Source organism: Bradyrhizobium sp. USDA 3240 (genome assembly GCF_054063295.1).
Map to the genome: position 1 here is coordinate 2,862,317 of NZ_JBSSGD010000002.1, position 21,358 is coordinate 2,883,674.

The window sequence follows — 21,358 nt, forward strand, 5'->3', positions numbered from 1 at the left end:
CTACGCTCCTCGCAATGACGCGGGAAGATCTCGCCACCCAACGAAGCGGCGGGCACAAGACACCCGCCGCTTGGCATCGGCTCAGGCCGCGTTCTCACCCCGCCTTCGACACTTCCATCAGCAAGCGCTCGGCCTTGGCGTCCTCGATCCGGTTCACGAACTTGCCGCTCTCGTAATTGTCGCGCACCGTCTTGGTCAGCGTGATGCAGGTCTGGACCAGCATCACGATGCCCATCGTCAGATAGCCCTTCATCCAGAGGTCGATCGGCAGAAAGAACACGCCGACGGCGACGAGGAAAGCGGAGGCAGCGAAGGACGCGTAGGTGAAGGTGATCCAGCTGCCGCTGTGGGGTTGGATGGTCTGGTTCATGGTCGTCTCCTTGATGATACGTGGTTTGAAGTTGGCTTGGTTTCAGGCTCGAGGTTTCAGGCTTGAGTTCTCAGGCGGCAGGCGGGCGCTTGGCTCTCAAGCGCGCCAGCACGTCGTCGGCGGTCGATTTCATCCGCGGGCCAAAGCCCTGTTCGGCGAGCCTCTCGGCGACCACAAGCGGACCCGAGGCGGTGTCGATCTCGAACAGCGCGTCATCGGCCGCCTGGATCTCCATCTGGCGCTCGCGCAGTCGCTTCAGCGTCGCTTCGGCTTCCGGCAGCGTCGACTCGTAGGGCCGCGCCGCCTCGATGCCGCTTCGGCGCAGCGAACGCACCGCTTCCGAGGCACGGGCGAGGCGCCGGCCGCGATCGAGCTCGGCAATACGCGCCTCGGCGTTGGCGACATGGCGCTTCAGCCGGGTGATCTCGGTGGCGAACAGCGTGCGCGCGGTCATCGCGGCGTCGCGTTCGGCTTCGAGGTTGGCGATCGCCTGCGCGGCTTCGCGGGCGAGGTCGTCCCGGCCGCCCTCGAGCGCCGCCGACGCCCGCACCTCGAGATCGGCGATCCGGGCATTGGTCGCCTCGAGCCGCCGACCCTCCTGGGCGTCGCCGGCAATGGCGAGCGCCAGGGTCCGTTTCGAGCGGTCGACCGCGGCGGCAGCATCGCGCATCTGCTGGTCGAGCACGACCAGCGCGGTCCGATCTTGCAGTTCCTCCTCGGCTGCCGCCACGCTGCCGCGGAAAATCGTCAAAACAGTTTTGAACATTTGGTCACTCCCTGATATGAGCATCGCTCATGAATCTCTTGTACCACATACTGAGCGATGCTCAAGATTTATTTGAGCGTCGCTCACGCATCTGGTTAACGACAGGTGAAACATGTCCAAAGCATTGGAACGACGAGCGAAACTGCGCGAAGCGCTGATCGAGGCGGCGGAACGGGCAATTGCGGCAAAGGGTCTCGGTGGCTTGAAAACGCGCGAACTGGCGCAGGAAATCGGGGTCGCCAATGGCGGCGTCTACAATCTGGTCGAGGATGTCGACGAGCTGATCCTGCGCGTCGGCTCCCGCACCCTGGCGCGGCTCGATGCTTCGCTGTCGCTGGCCGAGATCCGCGGCGCGGCCGCTCCGCGCGAGATGCTGGTCCGGATCGCGGTCGCCTATTGCGACTTCGCCGCCGACAATCTCGAACTGTGGCGCGCGCTGTTCGAGCATCGCATGCAGCCCGGCAAGCCGGTGCCGGAGTGGGCCATCAGCGAGCAGATGGAACTGTTCCGCCACATCTACAAGCCGCTCGCCGCGCTGTTTCCACAGCGCTCGCCGGCACAGCTCGGCGTCACCGCGCGCAGCCTGTTCTCCGCCGTCCACGGCATGGTCGCTCTCGGGCTGGAGCACAAGCTGATCGCGGTGCCGATCGGGGCGCTGCGCAGCGAGATCTCGACCCTGACGCGCGCGATGGTCGACGGCCTGACGGCGAAGAAGGAATAGCGCAGGTGCCCGTAATCGCACGGTGTCCCCGCCGTGCGGTCAGGCAGAGAAAGGAGGAAGGCCCCTTGCGGAACGATCGAACTGTAGTTAACTTCCTTGGATCGAGTTTCGGCCGAACGACTTGGCCTCGCCGCTCATAGCGTGCCTGACTGACGACCCTCACCCCCTAAACTTCGAATTAGCCTGCTGCGCCCTCGGGTGCGGCTCCAAACACGCATCTATACCAAAGGACGATGTTCCATGAGCATGGGAACTGTGAAGTGGTTTAACGGCCAGAAGGGCTTCGGCTTCATTCAGCCGGACGACGGCGGCCAGGACGTTTTCGTTCATATCAGCGCCGTCGAACGCGCCGGCATGAGCTCCCTCAACGAGGGTCAGAAGGTTTCTTTTGAAATCGTTGCAGACCGCCGCACCGGCAAATCTGCTGCGGACAATCTGCGCGCGGTGTAAGCTGCGGCAATTAGCCATGCTGCTTTGACCACGGATGAACTGGCAAAGCTTCAGGTTACGCGACCCCGCGACTGGTCACCCGGCCGCGGGGTTCTCTTTTATCAACACCGCGCGCAATGCCCGCCAGGATCAGGACTTGAACCGTCTGCCGGCGAAGCGGCCTGCGCATCGAAGCAGCTGAGGTCGCGAGCGTGTCCACCAAGATCGATCCAGCTCCGCAGCACGACGACATCATGTACCCGCAGGTGCTCCCGTTCGTGCTGGTCCATTTGGGGTGTCTGGCGGCGATCTGGTCGGGCGTCTCCTGGCCGGCGATTGCAATTTGCGTCGCTCTGTATTGGCTGCGCATGTTTGCGATCACGGCCGGGTATCATCGCTACTTCTCGCATCGAGCCTATTCGACCAGCCGGACGTTTCAGTTCATCCTCGCATTCCTGGCCCAAAGCAGCGCCCAGAAAAGCGTCCTTTGGTGGGCTGCGAAACATCGACATCACCATCTTCATTCGGATACCGAGCAGGATGTGCATTCGCCCCGGCACAAAGGCTTCGCGTACAGTCATCTCGGCTGGATCTTCTATCGACAGCACGATGCGACTGATCTGACGAAAGTCGCGGATTTTGCCGCGTATCCGGAGTTGATGTGGCTGCACAGATTTGAGATTTTGCCGGCGGTCGTCGTCGCAGTCCTGTGCTTCCTCATTGCCGGGTGGCCGGGGCTCCTGGCCGGTTTCTTCTGGAGCACCGTGCTGCTGTATCACGCGACGTTCTGCATCAACTCCCTCGCACATGTTCACGGTCGCAAGCGGTATGTGACGGGCGATGACTCCCGCAACAATTGGCTGCTGGCGCTGGTTACGATGGGTGAGGGTTGGCACAACAATCACCACGCCTATCAAAGCAGCGCGCGGCAGGGCTTCCGCTGGTGGGAGATTGATGCGACCTATTATGTCCTGGTGGCCTTGTCCTGGTTCGGTGTCGTCTGGGACCTCAAGGCGCCGCCCGCGCAGGTTCTGCGCAACGAGCAGCGCCTGGGATCGCGTGTGATCAAGCGGACGGCTGAGCAGCTTGCCGGCCGTTTCAACCCCGAACACATTGCGCAGGCGATCAAATCCTCAATCCACGAAACCGGATTGTCGGTGCGGGACGCGCTTTTTCTGTTGCAGCATCGTGCCGATTTGCATCTGCCCAGCATGCCAACGCGCGAGCAGTTGTTGGCTGAAGCCCAGGCCATGTTCGCGAAGACGCCATCGCTGGACGACATCGTCGACCGTGCACATGAGCTGCTGGTGGAATCGGTCTGCTTCCTTCTGGCCGTTCCGCCGCCGGTGGCCGGGGTAAACCCGAAAGCTTGAGACAGCGGTAGCATTTTGCCTCGGGCATCCCCATATAGACTCAATGACCAACTGGCAAAAACCGAGCAAGCGCGAAGCACCCAAGACCAAGGCCGAATTGCGCGAGATGCTGACCGAGGCCGTGCGTAACACGCCGAGCCCGGACCAGGCGTCGAAGCCGCGCCCGGCAAAAGCCAAAAAGACCGCGGCTGGAGCCGCCGACGTCGATTAAGCCCCGCGCGCCACGCGACCGGATCGCCTGGCTCTGGATGCGACCGAATTCCATTCGCGACGAGCGCGAGAATCTTCGTGAAGGAGCAGCATGCGCAAGCTTCCCAAGCCCACCGAACAAGAGATCAATGAGGGGCCCCAAGCGGTGTCCTTTCAGATTGCGAACGGAAACGCGCGGCAGGACTGCATCCTGCAAACCACATTCCCGACGAAGATGCAGGCGCACAAATACCTTCTCGCGAATTGGCCGACCTTCGAGAAGATGGCTCGCGATGCCCTTGCGGCGGGAACCATTGAAGGCGGCCGGATCAAGCTCGCGATGATCTGAACAGCCGACGAAGCGCCTAGACTCTACGGCTCCATCGTGTAGGCGCGCCCGGGTTCGAGCGCGTAGATCGTCAGGAAGCGCAGCGGCCGTTCCGGGTCGCAATTGCGAAACAGCGTGTGCGGAACATCGGCCCTATCCTGCAAGGTCTGGCCCGCCCGATATTGCCGTGGCGCCTCGTCGCCATAGGCAGACTCGGCAACACCTTCGACGATGAAGATCACGCCGCCGACCGGATGCCGGTGCAGCGGAGCAACCCCGCCGGGCGGATAGGTCACCTCGGCAACGACAAGCTCGCGCTGATCGCCGGACAGTTGCAGTCGCTCGAGGGTCTTGCGCGTGACACCGGCAAAGCCGGCTTGCTGAGCGTTGGCCCGACCGTTGTTGCTTTCAGTCATTGGAACCCTTTCTTGTCACGCGAGCCCTTGTGCCGATCGGATCGGGCGCGACTATGGCGGCGCTCCAACGACGCAACAAGCGCCCAGGTATTTCAACGGATGTCACACAGCTGAGGCGAGGCCCTTGCCACCCCTGCTTCCACGTTGCAGGATTTCGGCGCCGAACATCTTCAGCAGTGGGCCTTGCATGAGAACGAGCATCGTTGCGACGCGATTGTCGGGATTAGCCTCCCTGGCGCTCATCCTTGCGGCATCAAGTGTCATGCCGGCGTCTTCGGCGCAGGCCGTGCCGGAATGCTCGATGTCGGTGACATTGGCGGATTGGGGGGAGAATTCGACCGGCGATATCGACCTCGCAGCCGGCGAAAGCTGCCAGATCCCGATCGGGATCCGCGGCACGGTGACGGACTCGTCGATCTCGCAAAAGCCGGCCTATGGCAAATTGAAGAAGATCAACGCATCGACCTTCGAATACAGGGCGAAGGCGAAGTACAAGGGCAGCGATACGTTTGCCATCAAGGCAACCGGTCAGGGACCGAAGGCGTCCGGCACCTCGGTCATTACCGTGCACGCCACGATCAAGTAGCAGCAACGGCGATGTGCTCCCTCGCCCCGTTCTTACGGGGAGAGGGTTGGGGTGAGGGGCCATCTCCGCGCGTACGGTGATAGCTGGGTCCGTGGAGACTCCCCCTCACCCGGAACGCATCTAGCGATGCGTCATAGCCGAAGCTCTGCTCCGGCGTTCTTGGGGACGGCCGCCAAGGGCGGCCTATGCCTCTCCCCGCGCGCGGGGCGAGGTAAAGCGGAGTCGGCGGCGCGATTTACGCCGGCCGCGCGCCGGTGCGGATGATCGACCCGACGTGCTGGCCGCGCAGCGCTGCGGTGAGCCGGCCGGGAACCAGGCCGTTCACGACCTGCACCCGTTCGATGTGCCGCGCGTTCGCCATCACCTCGAGCAGCGCGGGATCGAACGGCAACGTGCCCTTCAGCTTGGCAAGATCGGCGAAGCTGGTCTCGCGCAGCAGCTGGGCCTTCTTGCCGTTGGGACCGTTCGGATCGTCACTGTACACGCCGTCGACGTCCTCGACGATGGTGAGGCCGGCGGCGCCGAGCGCATCGGCGATCAGGAACGCGCCGGTGTCGGCGCGGTGCAACGGGATGCGCGAGACCGGGAATTCATGATGGTGATACGGCGGGAAGGCGCTGCCGACCACCGCGCGGGCCGCGGAGAGATGGATCGCGAGCTGGCTCGCGATGGTCGGATGCTCGATATAGGACACGCCTTCCGGCGCGAGCAGACAACCGAGAATGTGGCCGTTCTGGCCGGCCTCGCTTGCGGCGAGCGGCGCGAGCGAGCCGACCGGCAGACCGAGGTCGAGGCCGACGCTGTAGAGATGGCGGGCGCGGATGCCGGCGCCGGTCAGGATCAGCATGCGGTGCTCGGGTAGCAGGGCGCGCAGCTCGGCGACAACAGGCAGGATCGCCTCATGGCCGCGATCCATGATCGAGCGGCCGCCGATCTTCACCACCTGCACCCAGGGCAGCAGCGGGATCGGGCGTCCGCCGGCGACGGGACGGGTGAGATTGCCGGGGACGAGGCCATTGACGACCTGCACCTGGCGGACATGGCGCGCGGTGGCGAGCAGATCGAGCACCGGGAATTCGAGGATCGAATCCTGCAATCCCTTCGCCTTCATCTCGGCGACCGAAATCTTCGGAATGAAGGTGGCGCCCTTCGCGGTCTTGGGGTTCGCGGTGTAGAGGCCGTTCTCGTCCTTCACATAGATCATCGACTTGCAACCGAACTGTTCGGCAACCAGGAAACATCCGGCGTCGGTGCGGTAGGGCGGGATCATGCCCTCGGTTGCGGGCCGCATCCACAGCCCGTAAGGCGGCATGCCGCTGAAGATCACCGCGTTCACCTCGGCGAGATAGAGCGGCACGGCCGAAAGCCCGGCGCCGCTGACCGCGGAGATGCCGTGCTTGGCGAGCAACTGGCCGAGCATCACTGCGTTCTGATCGGCAACCGAGGCGCCGAGCTGCGAGAGCACGCCGGCCGGCAGTCTGAGCCCGGCCGCGATCGAGTAGAGATGCCGGGCGCGGGTGCCCGCGCCGGTCCCGATCAGCATCTTGTGTGCCTTGCGGGCAGCGACGATCTCGTCGACCAGCGGATAGACCGCGGCGCGGCCGCGGTCTATGACGCTCTGGCCGCCGATCTTAATCACCGCGGCATCCGGCAGGATCCGGAAACTCGATGCCGCCTCGGCCGTCGCCAAAAGCTGCGGATCGGTCAGCGACCGCTGCATCAGGAGCGCTTCAAGCTCCGCCGTCGTGTTCGCCATGAGAAACGTCCTTTCTCCAATGCGCCTGGCATTGCTTCCGGACTGCACTGGTAGCGGTAAGCGGGGCGGGTCTCAAGACCTCGATGATTTTGCTTATTTGCCGCGGTCTGGCTTAGTAAGAGACCATGAATGATTTTACCCAAGCGCTGGAGATGGCAGCCCGCCTTATCGGCCGTTTTGATCCGGAGCTACGCCAGATCGTCGGCCTGTCGCTCGGCGTCAGCTTGACGGCGAGCCTCTTTGCCTTCGCGATCGGGGCGCCGATGGGGACGGCGCTGGCCATCTACCGGATCCGAGGCAAAGTTGGGTTGATCGTTGTCGTCAACGCGCTCCTGGGGTTGCCGCCGGTCGTGGTGGGACTTGCTGTTTACCTCCTGCTTTCCCGATCGGGGCCGTTGGGGGCGCTCGGGATTTTGTTCACGCCAACCGCCATGGTGATCGCGCAGGCCGTTCTCGGCATTCCCATCGTCATTGCGCTGGTGCACCGGATGATGGTGGATGTCTGGGCTCGCTACGGCGATGCCCTTCTCGTCGACGGCGCCTCGCGCTTGCGTGCCACCTTGCCGCTCATGGCTATCGGACGCGACGGGCTATTGACCGCGTTTGTCGCTGCGTTCGGCCGGGCGATCGCCGAGGTCGGCGCGATCATCATCGTCGGCGGCAATGTGCGCGGCTATACGCGCACCATGACCACTGCCATCGCGTTGGAGACGAGCAAGGGGGAGTTAAGCCTCGCGCTTGCGCTCGGCATCATCCTCGTCATCCTCTCGATGACCGTTAGCGCGTTGAGCTTTTTGATCGGACGCATCCTGACCAATCGCTGAAGCGCCAAACAATATTGTTGTTCCAAGGGAGATCGCTCGCATGAAGCACTGGTTCGGCTCACTTCGCATCTTCGCTATCAACGCGCTTGTCGCGCTCAATGCACAGACATTCACCCATCCGGTTCGGGCGGAAGACCAATCGATCGTTGTGGCGTCGACGACATCGACGCAGGACTCCGGTCTGTTCGACTACCTGCTGCCGGTTGTGAAGCAGAAGACAGGCATCGAAGTGAAGGTACTGGCACAGGGCACCGGCCAGGCGCTCGACACGGCACGCCGCGGCGATTCCGACGTGGTGTTCGTTCACGCCAAATCCGCGGAGGAGAAGTTTCTTGCGGAGGGATTTGGCGTGAAGCGCTATCCCGTGATGTATAATGACTTCGTCGTCATCGGTCCGAAGGACGATCCGGCGGGCATCAAGGGCAAGGATGTCCTCACGGCGCTGCAGACCATCAAGACCAGAGCCGCGCCGTTCGTCTCCCGCGGCGATCATTCCGGCACCCATATTGCCGAACTGAAGCTTTGGAGGGAGGCCGGCATCGACATCGTGAACGACCGCGGCTCGTGGTACAAGGAAATCGGCCAGGGCATGGGTGCGGCGCTGAACATGGCCTCGGCGTCAAACGCCTATGTGCTGTCCGACCGCGGCACATGGCTGGCGTTCCAAAATCGCGGCGACCTGACCGTCCTGGTTGAAAGCGACAAGCGGCTGTTCAATCAGTACGGGGTGATGCTGGTAAATCCGGTCAAGCATCCCACGGTGAAGAAGGAAGCCGGCCAGCGCTTCATCGACTTTCTGATTTCACCGGAGGGACAGAACGCGATCGCCGGCTACAAGATCAACGGCCAGCAGCTGTTCTATCCCAATGCGAACGATCCCAATGCTTGAGGGGACAAGGAACGGCCCGGTCGCGTTCCGTAAGCACACGCCGGGGCTGACCCACCGCGGGGGCGGAGCCTCGGAGCGGCCGGGTGATTGCAAGTATGCTCCAACCGATGATCAGCTTAAAGCTATTCAATTGAGAACCGACGTCATCAACAGGGCGATTGCAACGGCCCGCATCCGAGCTACGCTGGTAGCGGTAAGCCGGCGGGTCTCAAGATGCAATGGCGATGATGCCGTGCGGCCGGGCGCCGATTTTGCCGGCCGCCAAGGCCTCACCCGTCGGTCGCCGGCAGCTTGACGGTCACTCGCAGGCCTGAACGCCCGGCACCGGTCACATTTTCGAACAGAACCGAACCGGCGGCGTGATCGACGATGCGCTTCACGATCGAGAGCCCGAGCCCGGCGCCCTCGCCGCTCGGCTGGCCGCCGCGAAAGAACGGCTCGCAGATCCGCGCCAGATCCTGCGGCGGAATGCCCGGTCCGGTGTCCTCGATCTGGATGACGGCCATTCCGTCCTCCCTGGCGACGGCAAGATCGACGGCCCCTCCGTTCGCCGTGAACTTGATTGCGTTCTCGACCAGGTTCCGGACCGCCGAGATCAGGGACAGCTCATCACCGCTCACCGTGATGGGTTCGACCGTCGTGAAGCCGAGATCGATGTTGCGCGCTGTGGCCTCCGGCAGCAGATCGGCGACGACGCCTTTTGCGATCTTGTCCAGCTCCACCGCTGCACGCACGACAGACGGCGCAGCGTCCTGACGCGCCAGCGCCAGAAGTTGCTCGAGCAGATGCTTGGTGCGCCGCATGCCGCTCTTCAGCGCATCGAGCCGGTCGCGCGTCTCCGCCGGCATGTCGAGGGAGGCGAGATTTTCCGCCTGCAGGCTGAGCGCGGTGACCGGCGTACGAAGTTCATGGGCCGCGTCGGCGATGAAACGCCGCTGCTGGTCCATCATGACGCGCACCCGCCCCAGCAAGCCGTTGATCGAGCCGAGGAACGGCTGCAGCTCGCTCGGCGCGCCCGTCGCCGGCAACGCACCGACGTCATCCACCCTGCTCGCATCGAGATCGCCGGCGAGGCGCAACATCGGTCGGAACGATCGGGCGATCACGAATGCCGTCATCAGCAGTAGGCACGGCACCAGCGCGGCAATCGGCAACAAGGTGCGTACGGCCATGTCACCCGCGATCTCGGTGCGGATCTCGGTCTGCTGCGTCACCGCAAAGCGGCTGCCGTCCGGCCGGGTCCGAAGCAGCACGCGCACCGGCTGGCTGTGATAGACATCATTGTGCAGCCCATCCGTCAGTCCCCAGAGCCGGCGTTCATCGGCGGCGCCGCGCGGCACCTCGCCGAGCTCGACGACGGCGACCTCGGCTTCCGCGTCGATGCCGGTGACCGGGCGGCTTTGCCGGATCGGAGCGCTGAGCGCGAAGCTGCCGATCTGAATCAGGACGGAGTCCTGCATCTCGATCGCTTCGCTGTAGGCCCATCGGTACGCCAGCAGTCCACCGACGGCGCCCGTCAACAGGATGATCGCGGTGAGTCCGACGAACAGGCGTCCACGCAGCGATCTCATCATCTCGAACGATCCACCATCCATCCGACGCCGCGCACGTTCCTGATCGCCGTGGCGCCGAGTTTTCTGCGCACGGCGTGGATCAGGAATTCGACCGCGTTGCTCTCGACCTCCTCGCGCCAGCCATAGATCTGGCGTTCGAGCTCGGCACGGGACAGGATCGTTCCCGGCCGCGCCAGCAGCGCCTGAAGCAGGGCGAACTCGCGGGCGCTGAGCACGGCTTTTTCTTCGCAGAACGTGGCTTCCCGCGTGGCCGGATCGAGATGAAGCTCGCCGTTGGTCAGCACCGGCGGCGCTCCGCTGCCCTCGCGCCGCAGCACCGCGCGCATGCGCGCCAGCAACTCGGCGATCTCGAACGGCTTGACCAGGTAATCGTCGGCGCCGAGATCGAGTCCCCGGATGCGATCGTTCAGCGCATCGCGCGCGGTGAGAATGATCACGGGAAGGCGCGAGGCGCGCTCCCGGATCGCCTTGAGAACGTCGAGCCCGTCAGTCAATGGCAGGCCGAGATCGAGCAGCGCGATGTCGTAGGTCTCGCTGCGGCTGGCTTCGATGGCGAGATCGCCATTGCGCACCCAGTCGACCGCATAGGCCGCATCCCGCAGCGCCTCGACGACGGCGGCGCCGATCATCCTGTCGTCCTCCACCACGAGCACCCGCATCGCCTGGCAATCCATCCCCGATCCGCACCGCGATTAGGTCCCGGTGAAACTGCGTCCACCGATCAGCCGGCGACGCATCCGCGATCATATCAGCTTCGACTTAGCCGCAACTTAGGGGCTTTCGGCTCCCAAATGGCGGCCGCACCGCCCGCCTAAGCCGGGGCTAAGTCTCGCCGTGCAGGCTCGCTTTCGAACTCGGCGGAACCGCCGACCCTCTCAAAAGCGGAGCTTTACACCGTGCTGGATATCAGACCCATCGGCCGCAGCATGCTGAACAAGGTCCCCGAAGTCACCCTCGTCTTCTGGCTGATCAAGATCATGTCGACCACCGTCGGCGAGACCGGCGCCGATTACCTCGCCGTCCATGTCGGCCTTGGCACCAGTGTGACCGGCCTGCTGATGATGACGCTGCTGGCCGCAGTGCTGGCCATCCAGCTGCGGATGGACCGCTACGTGCCATGGGTCTACTGGCTGACGGTCGTGCTCGTCAGCATCGTGGGGACGCAGATCACCGACGCGCTGACCGACAAGCTCGAGATCAGCCTCTACGTCAGCACCGCCGCCTTCGCGATCGCTTTGGCCGCGACCTTCGCGATCTGGTGCGCGGTCGAGCGGACGCTGTCGATCCACAGCATCGTGACCAAACGGCGCGAATTGTTCTACTGGGCCGCGATACTCTTCACATTCGCGCTCGGCACGGCTGCGGGCGATCTGGCGACCGAAGCGCTGGGCCTTGGCTTCAACATCGGGGTGGTCGCGTTCGCGGCACTGATCGCTGCGATCGCGGCGGCTTACGCACTCGGCGCCAATGCGGTGCTGACGTTCTGGCTCGCCTACATCCTGACCCGTCCGCTCGGCGCATCGTTCGGCGACCTGCTGTCGCAAGCCCATGAATACGGTGGCCTTGGCTTCGGCACGATCTACACCAGCCTCGCCTTCCTGACCGTGATCGTCGCGCTGGTCGCGTGGCTGTCGTTCGAAGGCGACGCCGGCGGCAAGCCCGAAGCGTCGCCCGGCGCGTGAGTTCAACTGCACCCCAATGGAACATCAATCGAACCAACCCCACACAGGAGAACCACGATGAACAAGACGACACTCAGCTTGGCGACGGCGATTGTTGCGCTCGCAGTGATCCAGCCGCTCCCCGATGCCAACGCAGGTCTCAGGCTGCTGCCGCACACGCAGACGGCGGCCGCCAGGCTCGGCGACCTGACACCATTTCGCAGCATCGCCGCCGATGTCGCGGCACTGGTCGACAAGGGTGACCTCGTCGGCGCCAAGACGCGGATCAAGGATCTCGAGACCAAATGGGACGAAGCGGAAGCCGGATTGAAGCCGCGCGCGGCTACGGACTGGCACACGGTCGACAAGGCGATCGATCGCGCGCTCGAGGCGGTGCGTGAGAGCAATCCGGATGCGGCCAAGTGCAAGAAGGCGCTCGCCGAGCTGCTGTCGATCATGGACTCGATGAAGGCCTGAGATCTCGATCCAGCATTTCGACCACCCGCCGGCGGCATCGTCCGCCGGCGACCGGCCTCCCGGAGCGAAAGAACCCCATGGAATTGTTATTGCACGACACCGCTGCGGACGAGCGCGCGGGAAAAGTCCCCGCCGTCACGCTCGGCTTCTGGGTCATCAAGATTCTCGCCACCACGCTCGGCGAGACCGGCGGCGACGCCGTCACGATGTCGATGAATCTCGGCTATCTCGTCGGCACCGCAATCTTCGCAGTCGTCTTCGCTGCTGCCGTCGCAGCGCAGATGGCGGCGAAGCGCTTTCATCCGGCTCTCTACTGGATGGTGATCATCGCGACCACGACCGTCGGCACGACCTTTGCCGATTTCGTCGACCGTTCGCTCGGCATAGGATATCTCGGCGGCTCATCGCTGCTCGCCGGCCTGCTCGTTGCGTCCCTTGTTGCATGGTATCGCACCATGGGAACGGTCTCGATCGCATCGATCGACAACAAGGCGGCCGAAACCTTCTACTGGATCACGATCCTTTTTTCGCAGACGCTGGGCACCGCGCTCGGGGACTGGATGGCCGATTCCACCGGCCTCGGCTATGGCGGCGGCGCCATCGTGTTCGCCGCCGGCATCGCCATCGTCGCCGCCGCCTATCTCTGGACCACTGTGTCGCGCACGGTGCTGTTCTGGATCGCCTTCGTCCTGACCCGGCCGCTCGGCGCCACCGTCGGCGATTTCCTCGACAAGCCGCTCGATCACGGCGGCCTTGCGCTCAGCCGCTACACGGCATCGATCGCTCTTGCCGCTGCGATTGCGGCCCTGGTCTTCATCCTGCCGCAACGGGCCGGTGAGCACGCGTGAACCTCAAGCCTCTGCCCGCACCGGACATCGTTCTCCGAGTGCGGGCAGGTTGGCGCGTCGCGATCACGTCTCGCGATCAATCCGATCGGGGTCGATGCTCCGCCGCGCGAACTCCGTGAACGGAGCCCCTCTGTGTGACGTGGTTACGAAGCGAGCTCTAGGACGTTTTGCCGCAGTTGGCTCGGCCAGCGGGTGTGACGCCGGTCATAGATGACGCGCTCAAATCCTGCGATCCTGATCTCGATACTGTCTGCTTTTTTGATGCGCTGCTCTCGGCCCAATGACGCTGGTTCAGCACCAGCGCGCTTCGCGAGCACAAAATTGATTGCCTTGCACCTTGGACATTAGCCGGCTTCGACCGGCGCACCACGAGGACGCAAACCATGGCCAATACCGCACCGGTCGTCACGATTGGTAACCACAGCCTGTTGTACAATCAGTGGCAGAAGATGCAGCCATGGCTGACTTATTTCGACGCCGACGGCAATCCCGCGCAGAGCTTTCAGTTCTTTGACAGTGGCACGTCCGCGAGCAGCGGCTATTTCTGGACTCCCAGCAATAGCCATTGGGATGCCGGCACCGTCATCGACGTTGCAGCGTCCGATCTCTCCGATGTGTGGGTGCGTGCCGGCTCGGTCGGAGGCTCCGAGACACTCTGGGCACGCGCCTCCGACGGGACGGACTGGAGCAACTGGACCGCGTTCACCTTCACGACGATTCCAAACACGCCGCCCGTCGCCACGATCAACGACCAGCAGTTGCACACCAACACATGGGCGCAGGTCACGAACTGGCTGAACTACTCCGACGCCAACGGCGATGCTGCGACCAAGTACCAGTTCTGGGACAGCGGAACGTCCGCCACCAGCGCATATTTCTGGACTCCTACCAATTCCCACTGGGCTGCCAACACGACGATCGACGTTTCGGCCGCCGATCTCGCCAATGTCTGGGTCCAGGGCGGCTCCACGACCGGTTCCGAGACCATGTGGGTGAGAGCGTTCGACGGAACGGACTGGAGCAACTGGGATACCTTCACGTTGACGTCGACGAACACGGCCCCCGTCGTGACGAGCGGCGACCATTCCGTGCACATGGGCCAGTGGGCCACCGTCGGCAACTGGTTGACGACGTCGGATGCCGACAACGATACGATCACGAAGTATCAGTTCTGGGACAGCGGCACGGCGGCGACCAGCGCCTATTTCTGGACGCCGACCAATTCCCACTGGGACGCCAACACCGTGATCGACGTTTCGGCCGCTGACCTCGCCAATGTCTGGATCCAGGGCGGCTCCGCGACCGGTTCGGAGACGATGTGGGTCAGGGGCTTCGACGGCACCACGTGGAGCAATTGGGATACTTTCACGCTGACGTCGACGGTCAACACGCCGCCGGTCGCGACCATCAACGACCAGTCGGTTCACGTCAATCAATGGGTCAAGCCGGAGGCCTGGCTCAGCACCAGCGATGCCGAGGGTGATACGATCACCAAGTATCAATTCTGGGACGGCGGTACGGGCGCGACCAGCGCCTATTTCTGGACACCGACCAATGCGCACTGGGCGGCCAGCACCCCGATTGACGTTTCGGCGTCCGACCTGGACAACCTCTGGCTTCAGGGCGGCTCGACGCCCGGCTCCGAGACCATGTATGTGCGGGCCTTCGACGGCACCGCGTGGGGCAATTGGGACCCCTTTACCGTGACGTCCACCAATACGCCCCCGACGGTTGCGATCAGCGATCATTCGCTGAACGCCGCGCAGTGGGCACAACTCATCAACTGGACGACGGCATCCGACGCCGACGGCGATGCGATCACCAAGTACCAGTTCTGGGACGGCGGCAGTGCCGCCAACAGCGCCTATTTCTGGACGCCCGCCAATTCACACTGGGCAGCCAGCACTCCCATCGACGTTGCAGCGTCCGATCTGGCCAATATCTGGGTGCAAGGCGGCACCGCCGGCGGTTCCGAAACCATGTATGTGCGGGCCTTCGACGGGACCGCTTGGAGCAATTGGGACAGCTTTATCCTGACCTCGCTGCCAAACCACGCGCCGGTCGCTTCGATCAGCGATCAGACCTTGCACGTCAACGAGTGGAGCCAGGTCAGCAATTTGTTGTCCTACTCTGATGTCGACGGAAATCCCGCGACCGGGTATCAGTTCTTCGACGGCGGCAATACCGCCGACAGCGGCTACTTCTGGACCTCCGCGAATTCGCATTGGGCAGCCAGTACCATCATCGACGTCAGCGCCGCTGCTGTCGATGACGTGTGGGTCCGCGGCGGCGCGGCCACCGGCACCGAGCCGATGTATGTCCGTGCGTTCGACGGCATCGACTGGGGCTCCTGGCACGCATTCGTGCTCACGACCATCGTCTAGCGGCGCTGCGGTTTCGCTCGATCACGCGCTAGTTCGGCGTGAAGATGACCTTGCCCTTGAATGCTGCCGCCTGCGCGATGGCCTCCGGGAATCCTTCGAGGCCATAGCTCCCGACAACCGGTGCGCTGATCGCGCCGGATGCGACCATCGGCACGAGATGGTCGTACATTTTGCCCAGGGTTTCGTCGGTTGCAGTCTTGCCCCAATGGCCGAGCCAGAAGCCGCGGACGGACACTTCATTGAAGATCACGCTCAAGGCCGAGCCGGAGAACGGCTGTCCGCTCATCGCACTGTAGATGACGAGCATAGCCTTCGGCGCCAGGCAGTTCATCAGGTTCAAGGCGGACGTGCCGCCGACGACGTCGAGCGCCAGCAGGATCGGCGCGCTGCCGGTCTCCTTCGCCACCCGCTTGGCGAGATCCGGCCCGTCGACCAGCACGATATCACCGCCGACCGACTTGACCTCGTCGACGACCTCCTCGCGCCGGACGACGTTGACCGTCTTCAGTCCGAGCGATTTGGCGACGGCGATTACGGCGCGCGCTGTCGCCGAATTCGCGCCGTTCTGGATCACCCAGCCGCCCTGCGGGATCTTCACGAAATCGGTTAGCAGCAGATAGGCGGTCGCCGGATTGACCGCGATCATCGAGAGTTGCCGGATATCGGCTTTCTCTGGCAGCGGCCGCTGCCAGGACGCCGTGAACTTGACGCGTTCGGTCCAGGTCGGGACGGTGAACGGGATCAGCGTGCGATCGCCGACCTTCAGGTTCTTGACTTGCGATCCCGCGGCGACGACCCGCCCGACGCCCTCGATCCCGAGCGTCGCCGGCGGCGTCGGCAGATAGCCGTAGCGCCCGGCGATGATCATGAAATCCGAGTTGTTGATCGGCGCGGCCTCCACCGCGACCACGACCTCGCTGGGGCCCGGACTGCCGACGTCGGGCACCTCATTGAGCTTGACCACATCCTGGGTACGTCCGAACGCAACGACCTGAACAGCCTTCATGGCAGCAACTCCCGATTTCGTTATGTACTATTAAGTACAAAATAAGAATGACGTCAATGGTCCGGATTGCATTCACGGCAAGGTGAAGGCTTCACATCCGACGCGGGAGTACATAAAACAGCGACATGGCAAGGCCGCGCAGCTTCGATCCGGACGACGTCCTGGAAATCGCCCGTCAGGTATTCTGGCAGAAGGGATTTCAGGCGACCTCGCTCGACGAGATCACGGCCGCGAGCGGCGTCGCCAAGCCCAGCCTCTATGCGGCGTTCGGCGACAAGAACGCGCTGTTCCTGAAAGTGCTCGACCGCTATCACGACGGCATCCTGGGCTGGGCCGAGCGCACCCTGGCACAGCCTGTGCCGGCCCGCGAAGCCATCAGGCAGTGGCTTACCGGCTTCATTCCGTATTGCTCGGGCGAGAAGGGACAGCGCGGCTGCCTGTCGATCAATTCCGCGACCGACGGCTCGCTCGATCAGGCTGAGCTCCGCAAGAGCATCGAACGCTACAACCGGCGGCTCGAAGAGCTGCTGCGCGCGCGGCTGCGCGCCGACCGCGCCGAATTCAGGAAGGGCTTCGACCCCGACGTTACCGCCCACACCATCATGGTGGTGCATGCCGGACTGCTGGCGCTAGCGCACCAGAGGCCGGATTCAAAACGGGTGAAGGCCGTGATCGACCAGGTGATGGGCCTGCTCGCCTGAGCCCCGGCGGCACACCGCGCCCTCGCACGAATGTGAATATATGTCGTCCATCATCTTATTGATGTCGCGCGTGCGATGACCATGTCCGGATTGGCTGCTGCTCGGCCGTCCGGATCTGGGGATCAGATGAACAAACCGTTTTGGCGTGCGACGCTTTTTGCCTCCGGCTTGCTGGCGCTGCCGGCGCTCGGCCCAGTGCGAGCCCATGATCACCAGCATCCCGAGTTGAACGGCTGGTACGAGAGCCTGCATAGCGGCAAGGGACCCTGCTGCGACGGCAGCGACGCGCAGCGCGTCGATGATGCCGACTGGGACACCAAGGACGGTCACTATCGCGTCCGCCTCGAGGGTGAGTGGGTTGACGTTCCCGACGAGGCCGTCGTCGCCGGCCCGAACCGCGCCGGTCGCACCATGGTCTGGCCGTATTACCTCAATGGCCACCCGAGGCCGCGTTGTTTCATGCCCGGCAGCATGGGCTGAACGTCAGCAAAGACGCCGCGTCGCGCGGGTTGCGTGGTCGGCGAACTCGGTTGATCAAAGATCCAGCTGGACCCGCCCCTCGCCGTCGCCATCCGGCTTCGCCGGCACCGCGCAGCAGATCAGCACCTCGTCGTCAGCCACCTCGGCGGTCGGCTGCTTCAGGTAGGTCACGGCGCCTGCCAACAATTTGGTTCGACAGCTGCCGCAATTGCCTTCCCGGCAGCTGAACGCGGGGCTGAGACCGCGTTCCTCCGCCAGTTCGAGCAGCGTTCCGGACTCCGGCGTCCAGCGTGCCTCCTTCATCGATGCGGTGAAGGCGACCGGGACCGGCGTGGTCGCAGGCGGCCGGCGCGGCGGCACCGGTGTGGCCACGTCCGGCTTCCGCACCAGCGACGACGGGCCGAACGCCTCGGCGTGAATCCTCCCGTCGGCGATGTTGTAGCCGCGCAGGGCGTCATAGAGCGATTGGGTGAACTGCGGCGGGCCGCACAGATAGAAATCGTAATCGTTGAACGGCAGGACACGCGACAGCAGCACCATGTCGATCCGTCCCGCGGCGTCGTAATCGATACCCTGCTCGGCGCCATCGACGTCACCGAGGACGCGGATGATCCGGACCGCGCCGCCTGCGGCCTCGGCCAGTTGCTGCAACTCGTCGCCAAACGCGCGTTCCTCCTTGGCATGCGCAGCCTGGAACAGGAAGGTCGGCCGGATGCCGCGGGTGCGCAGGCCCTCATAGACCACGTGGCGAAGCATCGCGAGCATCGGCGTGATGCCGACGCCGCCGGCGAGCAGTACCGCGGGCCGCTTCTCGCGCGCATCGATCGTGAAGCCGCCGCTCGGCGCCCGCGCCTCGATGATGTCGCCGACATGGATCGTGTCGTGGAGATGCTGCGACACCAGGCCGTCGCGCTTCGCGCTGATGCGGTACATGCCGTCCGACGGTGCGACCGACAGCGTGTAGGTGCGAATGACCGGTCTGTCGGAGCCCGGCAATGCAAGGCGAATCGGCAGATGCTGTCCGGCCTGATGCGGCAGCAGCCCCGCGCCATCGTCCGGCTGCAGATGAAACGAGCGGATCGAGCGGCTCTCGTCGACGATCCTAGTGACCTTGAACGGGCGCCACCGCGTCGCGCGTTCAGCCGCGCGGAGCCGGTCGGCGGCCTGCGCCCAGTCGCCGGTCATCAAGGCATTCGGCGACCAGCCTTCGGCACGGAACGCCCAGCGCAGCGGCAGCGCACCGCGCCTGCGCACCACGCGGCGGGCACGGAAGCTCCAGAGCCGTTCGGCGCCCTGAAATGCGGCGATCTCCGGCGAGTCCAGGATCACCTCGGCGTCGCCCGTCAGTTGCAGCATGTCGCCGGTTTCGAAATCGACGAACGCTAGCCCGGCCTTGCCGTTGACGAGGATGTTGCCGAGCGTGTTGAAGAACAGGTTGCCGGCGAAATCGGGGATCGTCAGCGTGCCGTCGGCGGCGACGCGGACGAAACCTGCTCTGCCGCCACGATGCGAGACGTCGACCTGGCGACGATCCTCGCGCTCGGCATAGGACGCGACGAAGAACGTATCGGCCGCCTCGATCGTGTCGCGCGCCGCCTGATCGAGCGTCGTGCTTTCCTCAATCTCTCCCTTGAACGGTTCATCCGGTTCGCGCACGAAGGCGAAATCGCGCAGCTGGATATACTGCGGACAATTGCCAAAGCTCTGATCGAGTTCAAAGCTGAGCGCCTTGCCTGACGATGCACGGAGCAGCCCGTTGGCACGGTTACGACGCCGCGTGTGCAATTCGATTCCGAGCAATCCGATCGCATCGCCCTCGCGCATGCCCTCGCTGACGGGATCGCTGGGGTCGGGCCGTGCATCGATCTCAAGGCTGCGCGGCGTCGGCGAAGAGATAAAGCCGGGCCGGCCGGCCAGCAACGAGGCCCAGGCGTCGCCGCGGCGGTCCACGCTGCCGACCACGATGAAGGGAATTTGCGCGAAGAAATCGCGATGCTGGTCGGGCATGAAGTCGCGCACGGCGCGCTGGCCGACGGCCGCCATCTTCTCGGCGACGCCGACCTTCTGCTGTATCGCCATCTCGCCGGCATGCCAGGTCGCGAGCTTGCTCTTGGTTCGCCTGTCGCTCATCGCATCGCCCTCCCCTGCGGGGTTGGACGGGCACGCCCGGTCGACATGTCACGCAGCGGCCGCCAGACCGGCGCGCGTCTTGGCAAAGGGGACGAAGCCCGGCAACGCCTCGATCCGGCGCAGGAACGCGTTGACGCGCGGATAGGCGGAGAGATCGACATTGCCCTCGGGCGCACTCGACAGATAGCTGTAGAGCGCCACATCAGCGATCGTCGGCTGCGTGCCGACCAGAAAGTCGCGATCGGCAAGGTGGGCTTCGAGCCGCTTCAGCAGCATGTGGGCGCGCGCGATCACGTCGTCCGGATTGAACTTCGCGCCGAACACCGTGATCAGCCGCGCAGCGGCGGGCCCGAAGGCGAGATCGCCGGCGGCAACCGACAGCCAGCGCTGCACCGTGGCCGCGCCCTTCGCATCCTGCGGCAGCCAGTCGGTGCGCCCGAGCTTGGTCGCGAGATAGACAAGGATCGCGTTGGAGTCGGCAATGATAGTGCCGTCATCGTCGAGCACCGGCACTTGGCCGAACGGATTGAGCGCGAGGAACTCCGACGTCTTGTGCGCGCCGGACCTGAGATCGACGTCGACCACCTCGTGCGGAATGCCCAGCAGGGACATGAACAGGCGGGCGCGGTGCGCATGGCCGGAGAGAGCGAAGTGATAGAGCTTCATGGTGCCGTTCCTGATGTCGTGGACGGGGTTATCCCGACCGCGACCTCAAAGTGGCCCATTGCAGCGGATATTATAATGATCGCTGACGGAACTTCATTATTGCAGATATCGCAATAACACCCGTCATGGTCGAGCACAACAAAATTCGCGGCAGCCCGTTACAGCTCGACAATCACGTAGTTGTCCTCGATGTGCACCGGAAACGTCTCGGCGACATACGGTCCCTTCTGCAACTCGGCGCCGCTCTCGACCGCGACCGGATAGGAGCGGATCCTGAACCGCTTGGGATCGAACCAGGACTGACCGTTGCGCATGTCAAACTCCCAGCCGTGCCACGGACAGCGCAGCATCTCGCCGACACGGTCGCGCTGGTAGATGCCGGGCTCCGGCGAGGTCAGGCGCGCCACGCAGGCCGCCTTCTCCAGCGGCGCGCCCTCATGCGGACAGCGATTGAGCAGCGCGAAGAACTCGCCATTGACGTGGAACACGACGATGTCGCGGCCCTCGAGGCCGAACACCTTGTTGCCGCCGGCAGGAATCTCACTGGTGCGCGCGACGATGTGACGGGTCATTGGAATCCTGGTGCAGGATGAGGTCAGGTTGAAACGGTCTCGCAACAGACTCCCTGCACCTCTCCCGCTTGCGGGGGAGGTCGTATCGCATCGTTAGATGCGATACGGGTGGGGGTTCTCTCCACGCGAAGAGTGTCGCGAGCGGCGATACCCCCACCCCAGCCCTCCCCCGCAAGCGGGAGAGGGAGCGCAGTTCCGTCGCGGTTGCTGCT

General features: G+C 64.1%; 24 protein-coding genes and 1 pseudogene. 14 read left to right on the plus strand and 11 right to left on the minus strand.

Going from position 1 to position 21,358, the window contains the following annotated elements; all coding sequences use genetic code 11:
- Positions 1–94: 94 nt before the first annotated feature.
- Complete coding sequence (locus ACVIGA_RS14280; protein WP_223966994.1) at positions 95–370, minus strand: YiaA/YiaB family inner membrane protein; 276 nt, start codon at positions 368–370, stop codon at positions 95–97.
- A gap of 70 nt (positions 371–440) precedes the next feature.
- Complete coding sequence (locus tag ACVIGA_RS14285; protein ID WP_223966992.1) at positions 441–1,136, minus strand: PspA/IM30 family protein; 696 nt, start codon at positions 1,134–1,136, stop codon at positions 441–443.
- Positions 1,137–1,248: 112 nt separating this feature from the next.
- Here ACVIGA_RS14285 and ACVIGA_RS14290 point away from each other — a divergent pair, with 112 nt between their 5' ends.
- The 5 genes from ACVIGA_RS14290 (at position 1,249) to ACVIGA_RS14310 (ending at position 4,197) form a co-directional block, all read left to right on the plus strand.
- A complete protein-coding gene (locus ACVIGA_RS14290; protein WP_223966990.1) occupies positions 1,249–1,857 on the plus strand; it encodes a TetR/AcrR family transcriptional regulator in 609 nt (202 codons plus the stop codon).
- A gap of 240 nt (positions 1,858–2,097) precedes the next feature.
- The gene (locus tag ACVIGA_RS14295; protein WP_097671727.1) at positions 2,098–2,307 is read left to right on the plus strand and encodes a cold-shock protein; all 210 of its coding nucleotides are present in this window, start codon (positions 2,098–2,100) and stop codon (positions 2,305–2,307) included.
- A 233-nt stretch (positions 2,308–2,540) separates the two neighbouring features.
- Positions 2,541–3,659: an acyl-CoA desaturase gene (locus ACVIGA_RS14300; RefSeq protein ID WP_456670806.1), complete on the plus strand. Its 1,119-nt coding sequence runs from the start codon at positions 2,541–2,543 to the stop codon at positions 3,657–3,659.
- Between the two features lie 43 nt (positions 3,660–3,702).
- Positions 3,703–3,870: a hypothetical protein gene (locus ACVIGA_RS14305; protein WP_456666880.1), complete on the plus strand. Its 168-nt coding sequence runs from the start codon at positions 3,703–3,705 to the stop codon at positions 3,868–3,870.
- A 90-nt stretch (positions 3,871–3,960) separates the two neighbouring features.
- Positions 3,961–4,197, plus strand: a complete 237-nt coding sequence (locus ACVIGA_RS14310; protein ID WP_176529167.1) for a hypothetical protein — start codon at positions 3,961–3,963, stop codon at positions 4,195–4,197.
- 23 nt (positions 4,198–4,220) lie between these two features.
- Here ACVIGA_RS14310 and ACVIGA_RS14315 read toward each other — a convergent pair whose 3' ends face one another.
- The gene (locus ACVIGA_RS14315; RefSeq protein WP_456666881.1) at positions 4,221–4,592 is read right to left on the minus strand and encodes a cupin domain-containing protein; all 372 of its coding nucleotides are present in this window, start codon (positions 4,590–4,592) and stop codon (positions 4,221–4,223) included.
- Positions 4,593–4,854: 262 nt separating this feature from the next.
- Between ACVIGA_RS14315 and ACVIGA_RS14320 the strand changes: the two genes are divergently transcribed.
- A complete protein-coding gene (locus tag ACVIGA_RS14320; RefSeq protein WP_456666882.1) occupies positions 4,855–5,178 on the plus strand; it encodes a hypothetical protein in 324 nt (107 codons plus the stop codon).
- A gap of 235 nt (positions 5,179–5,413) precedes the next feature.
- On the opposite strand, the gene ACVIGA_RS14325 is transcribed toward ACVIGA_RS14320, so the two are convergent.
- Positions 5,414–6,238, minus strand: a complete 825-nt coding sequence (locus ACVIGA_RS14325) for an amino acid kinase family protein (RefSeq protein WP_456670807.1) — start codon at positions 6,236–6,238, stop codon at positions 5,414–5,416.
- 54 nt (positions 6,239–6,292) lie between these two features.
- Positions 6,293–6,934 (minus strand): annotated as a pseudogene (locus tag ACVIGA_RS14330) (amino acid kinase family protein); the annotation flags it as partial.
- A 125-nt stretch (positions 6,935–7,059) separates the two neighbouring features.
- On the opposite strand from ACVIGA_RS14330, the gene ACVIGA_RS14335 reads away from it, so the two are divergent.
- Positions 7,060–7,758, plus strand: coding sequence for an ABC transporter permease (locus tag ACVIGA_RS14335; RefSeq protein ID WP_456666883.1), 699 nt, complete (start codon positions 7,060–7,062; stop codon positions 7,756–7,758).
- Positions 7,759–7,798: 40 nt separating this feature from the next.
- Positions 7,799–8,647, plus strand: coding sequence for a substrate-binding domain-containing protein (locus ACVIGA_RS14340; RefSeq protein WP_456666884.1), 849 nt, complete (start codon positions 7,799–7,801; stop codon positions 8,645–8,647).
- 269 nt (positions 8,648–8,916) lie between these two features.
- Here the strand turns inward: ACVIGA_RS14340 and ACVIGA_RS14345 are convergent, their stop codons facing one another.
- Together ACVIGA_RS14345 and ACVIGA_RS14350 are read right to left on the minus strand one after the other, a co-directional pair.
- Positions 8,917–10,221 (minus strand): ATP-binding protein, encoded by a 1,305-nt coding sequence (locus ACVIGA_RS14345; RefSeq protein WP_456666885.1) that lies wholly within the window; start codon positions 10,219–10,221, stop codon positions 8,917–8,919.
- Positions 10,218–10,880, minus strand: coding sequence for a response regulator transcription factor (locus tag ACVIGA_RS14350; RefSeq protein ID WP_456670808.1), 663 nt, complete (start codon positions 10,878–10,880; stop codon positions 10,218–10,220). Before ACVIGA_RS14350 ends, ACVIGA_RS14345 begins: the two co-directional genes overlap by 4 nt.
- Positions 10,881–11,147: 267 nt before the next feature.
- Here ACVIGA_RS14350 and ACVIGA_RS14355 point away from each other — a divergent pair, with 267 nt between their 5' ends.
- From ACVIGA_RS14355 to ACVIGA_RS14370, 4 genes are all read left to right on the plus strand, one after another.
- Entirely contained in the window at positions 11,148–11,903 is a 756-nt protein-coding gene (locus ACVIGA_RS14355; RefSeq protein WP_456670809.1) for a COG4705 family protein, read from the plus strand.
- A gap of 57 nt (positions 11,904–11,960) precedes the next feature.
- Complete coding sequence (locus ACVIGA_RS14360) at positions 11,961–12,359, plus strand: hypothetical protein (RefSeq protein WP_456666886.1); 399 nt, start codon at positions 11,961–11,963, stop codon at positions 12,357–12,359.
- Between the two features lie 77 nt (positions 12,360–12,436).
- Complete coding sequence (locus tag ACVIGA_RS14365; RefSeq protein ID WP_456666887.1) at positions 12,437–13,207, plus strand: COG4705 family protein; 771 nt, start codon at positions 12,437–12,439, stop codon at positions 13,205–13,207.
- A gap of 383 nt (positions 13,208–13,590) precedes the next feature.
- On the plus strand, positions 13,591–15,591 hold the full coding sequence (locus ACVIGA_RS14370) for a hypothetical protein (RefSeq protein ID WP_456666888.1): 2,001 nt from the start codon (positions 13,591–13,593) through the stop codon (positions 15,589–15,591).
- A gap of 28 nt (positions 15,592–15,619) precedes the next feature.
- On the opposite strand, the gene ACVIGA_RS14375 is transcribed toward ACVIGA_RS14370, so the two are convergent.
- The gene (locus ACVIGA_RS14375; RefSeq protein ID WP_456666889.1) at positions 15,620–16,597 is read right to left on the minus strand and encodes an MDR family NADPH-dependent oxidoreductase; all 978 of its coding nucleotides are present in this window, start codon (positions 16,595–16,597) and stop codon (positions 15,620–15,622) included.
- 125 nt (positions 16,598–16,722) lie between these two features.
- Here ACVIGA_RS14375 and ACVIGA_RS14380 point away from each other — a divergent pair, with 125 nt between their 5' ends.
- Positions 16,723–17,298 (plus strand): TetR/AcrR family transcriptional regulator, encoded by a 576-nt coding sequence (locus tag ACVIGA_RS14380; RefSeq protein ID WP_456666890.1) that lies wholly within the window; start codon positions 16,723–16,725, stop codon positions 17,296–17,298.
- 126 nt (positions 17,299–17,424) lie between these two features.
- Positions 17,425–17,778, plus strand: a complete 354-nt coding sequence (locus tag ACVIGA_RS14385) for a hypothetical protein (RefSeq protein ID WP_456666891.1) — start codon at positions 17,425–17,427, stop codon at positions 17,776–17,778.
- Between the two features lie 54 nt (positions 17,779–17,832).
- On the opposite strand, the gene ACVIGA_RS14390 is transcribed toward ACVIGA_RS14385, so the two are convergent.
- The 3 genes from ACVIGA_RS14390 to ACVIGA_RS14400 form a co-directional block, all read right to left on the minus strand.
- Entirely contained in the window at positions 17,833–19,908 is a 2,076-nt protein-coding gene (locus ACVIGA_RS14390; RefSeq protein WP_456666892.1) for a 2Fe-2S iron-sulfur cluster-binding protein, read from the minus strand.
- 48 nt (positions 19,909–19,956) lie between these two features.
- The gene (locus ACVIGA_RS14395; protein ID WP_456666893.1) at positions 19,957–20,574 is read right to left on the minus strand and encodes a glutathione S-transferase family protein; all 618 of its coding nucleotides are present in this window, start codon (positions 20,572–20,574) and stop codon (positions 19,957–19,959) included.
- Positions 20,575–20,732: 158 nt separating this feature from the next.
- A complete protein-coding gene (locus ACVIGA_RS14400; RefSeq protein ID WP_456666894.1) occupies positions 20,733–21,146 on the minus strand; it encodes a Rieske (2Fe-2S) protein in 414 nt (137 codons plus the stop codon).
- Positions 21,147–21,358: the final 212 nt, after the last annotated feature.

Excerpts from the sequence above, each read along its gene's own strand:
- ACVIGA_RS14305 (WP_456666880.1), top strand. The coding sequence starts at position 3,703 with ATGACCAACTGGCAAAAACCGAGCAAGCGCGAAGCACCCAAGACCAAG.
- ACVIGA_RS14310 (WP_176529167.1), top strand. The coding sequence starts at position 3,961 with ATGCGCAAGCTTCCCAAGCCCACCGAACAAGAGATCAATGAGGGGCCC.
- ACVIGA_RS14350 (WP_456670808.1), bottom strand. The coding sequence starts at position 10,880 with ATGCGGGTGCTCGTGGTGGAGGACGACAGGATGATCGGCGCCGCCGTC.
- ACVIGA_RS14355 (WP_456670809.1), top strand. The coding sequence starts at position 11,148 with ATGCTGAACAAGGTCCCCGAAGTCACCCTCGTCTTCTGGCTGATCAAG.
- ACVIGA_RS14285 (WP_223966992.1), bottom strand. The coding sequence starts at position 1,136 with ATGTTCAAAACTGTTTTGACGATTTTCCGCGGCAGCGTGGCGGCAGCC.
- ACVIGA_RS14335 (WP_456666883.1), top strand. The coding sequence starts at position 7,060 with ATGAATGATTTTACCCAAGCGCTGGAGATGGCAGCCCGCCTTATCGGC.
- ACVIGA_RS14360 (WP_456666886.1), top strand. The coding sequence starts at position 11,961 with ATGAACAAGACGACACTCAGCTTGGCGACGGCGATTGTTGCGCTCGCA.
- ACVIGA_RS14365 (WP_456666887.1), top strand. The coding sequence starts at position 12,437 with ATGGAATTGTTATTGCACGACACCGCTGCGGACGAGCGCGCGGGAAAA.
- ACVIGA_RS14300 (WP_456670806.1), top strand. The coding sequence starts at position 2,541 with ATGTACCCGCAGGTGCTCCCGTTCGTGCTGGTCCATTTGGGGTGTCTG.
- ACVIGA_RS14340 (WP_456666884.1), top strand. The coding sequence starts at position 7,799 with ATGAAGCACTGGTTCGGCTCACTTCGCATCTTCGCTATCAACGCGCTT.
- ACVIGA_RS14295 (WP_097671727.1), top strand. The coding sequence starts at position 2,098 with ATGAGCATGGGAACTGTGAAGTGGTTTAACGGCCAGAAGGGCTTCGGC.
- ACVIGA_RS14400 (WP_456666894.1), bottom strand. The coding sequence starts at position 21,146 with ATGACCCGTCACATCGTCGCGCGCACCAGTGAGATTCCTGCCGGCGGC.
- ACVIGA_RS14390 (WP_456666892.1), bottom strand. The coding sequence starts at position 19,908 with ATGAGCGACAGGCGAACCAAGAGCAAGCTCGCGACCTGGCATGCCGGC.
- ACVIGA_RS14385 (WP_456666891.1), top strand. The coding sequence starts at position 17,425 with ATGAACAAACCGTTTTGGCGTGCGACGCTTTTTGCCTCCGGCTTGCTG.
- ACVIGA_RS14395 (WP_456666893.1), bottom strand. The coding sequence starts at position 20,574 with ATGAAGCTCTATCACTTCGCTCTCTCCGGCCATGCGCACCGCGCCCGC.
- ACVIGA_RS14315 (WP_456666881.1), bottom strand. The coding sequence starts at position 4,592 with ATGACTGAAAGCAACAACGGTCGGGCCAACGCTCAGCAAGCCGGCTTT.
- ACVIGA_RS14370 (WP_456666888.1), top strand. The coding sequence starts at position 13,591 with ATGGCCAATACCGCACCGGTCGTCACGATTGGTAACCACAGCCTGTTG.
- ACVIGA_RS14290 (WP_223966990.1), top strand. The coding sequence starts at position 1,249 with ATGTCCAAAGCATTGGAACGACGAGCGAAACTGCGCGAAGCGCTGATC.
- ACVIGA_RS14345 (WP_456666885.1), bottom strand. The coding sequence starts at position 10,221 with ATGATGAGATCGCTGCGTGGACGCCTGTTCGTCGGACTCACCGCGATC.
- ACVIGA_RS14375 (WP_456666889.1), bottom strand. The coding sequence starts at position 16,597 with ATGAAGGCTGTTCAGGTCGTTGCGTTCGGACGTACCCAGGATGTGGTC.
- ACVIGA_RS14320 (WP_456666882.1), top strand. The coding sequence starts at position 4,855 with ATGCCGGCGTCTTCGGCGCAGGCCGTGCCGGAATGCTCGATGTCGGTG.
- ACVIGA_RS14380 (WP_456666890.1), top strand. The coding sequence starts at position 16,723 with ATGGCAAGGCCGCGCAGCTTCGATCCGGACGACGTCCTGGAAATCGCC.
- ACVIGA_RS14280 (WP_223966994.1), bottom strand. The coding sequence starts at position 370 with ATGAACCAGACCATCCAACCCCACAGCGGCAGCTGGATCACCTTCACC.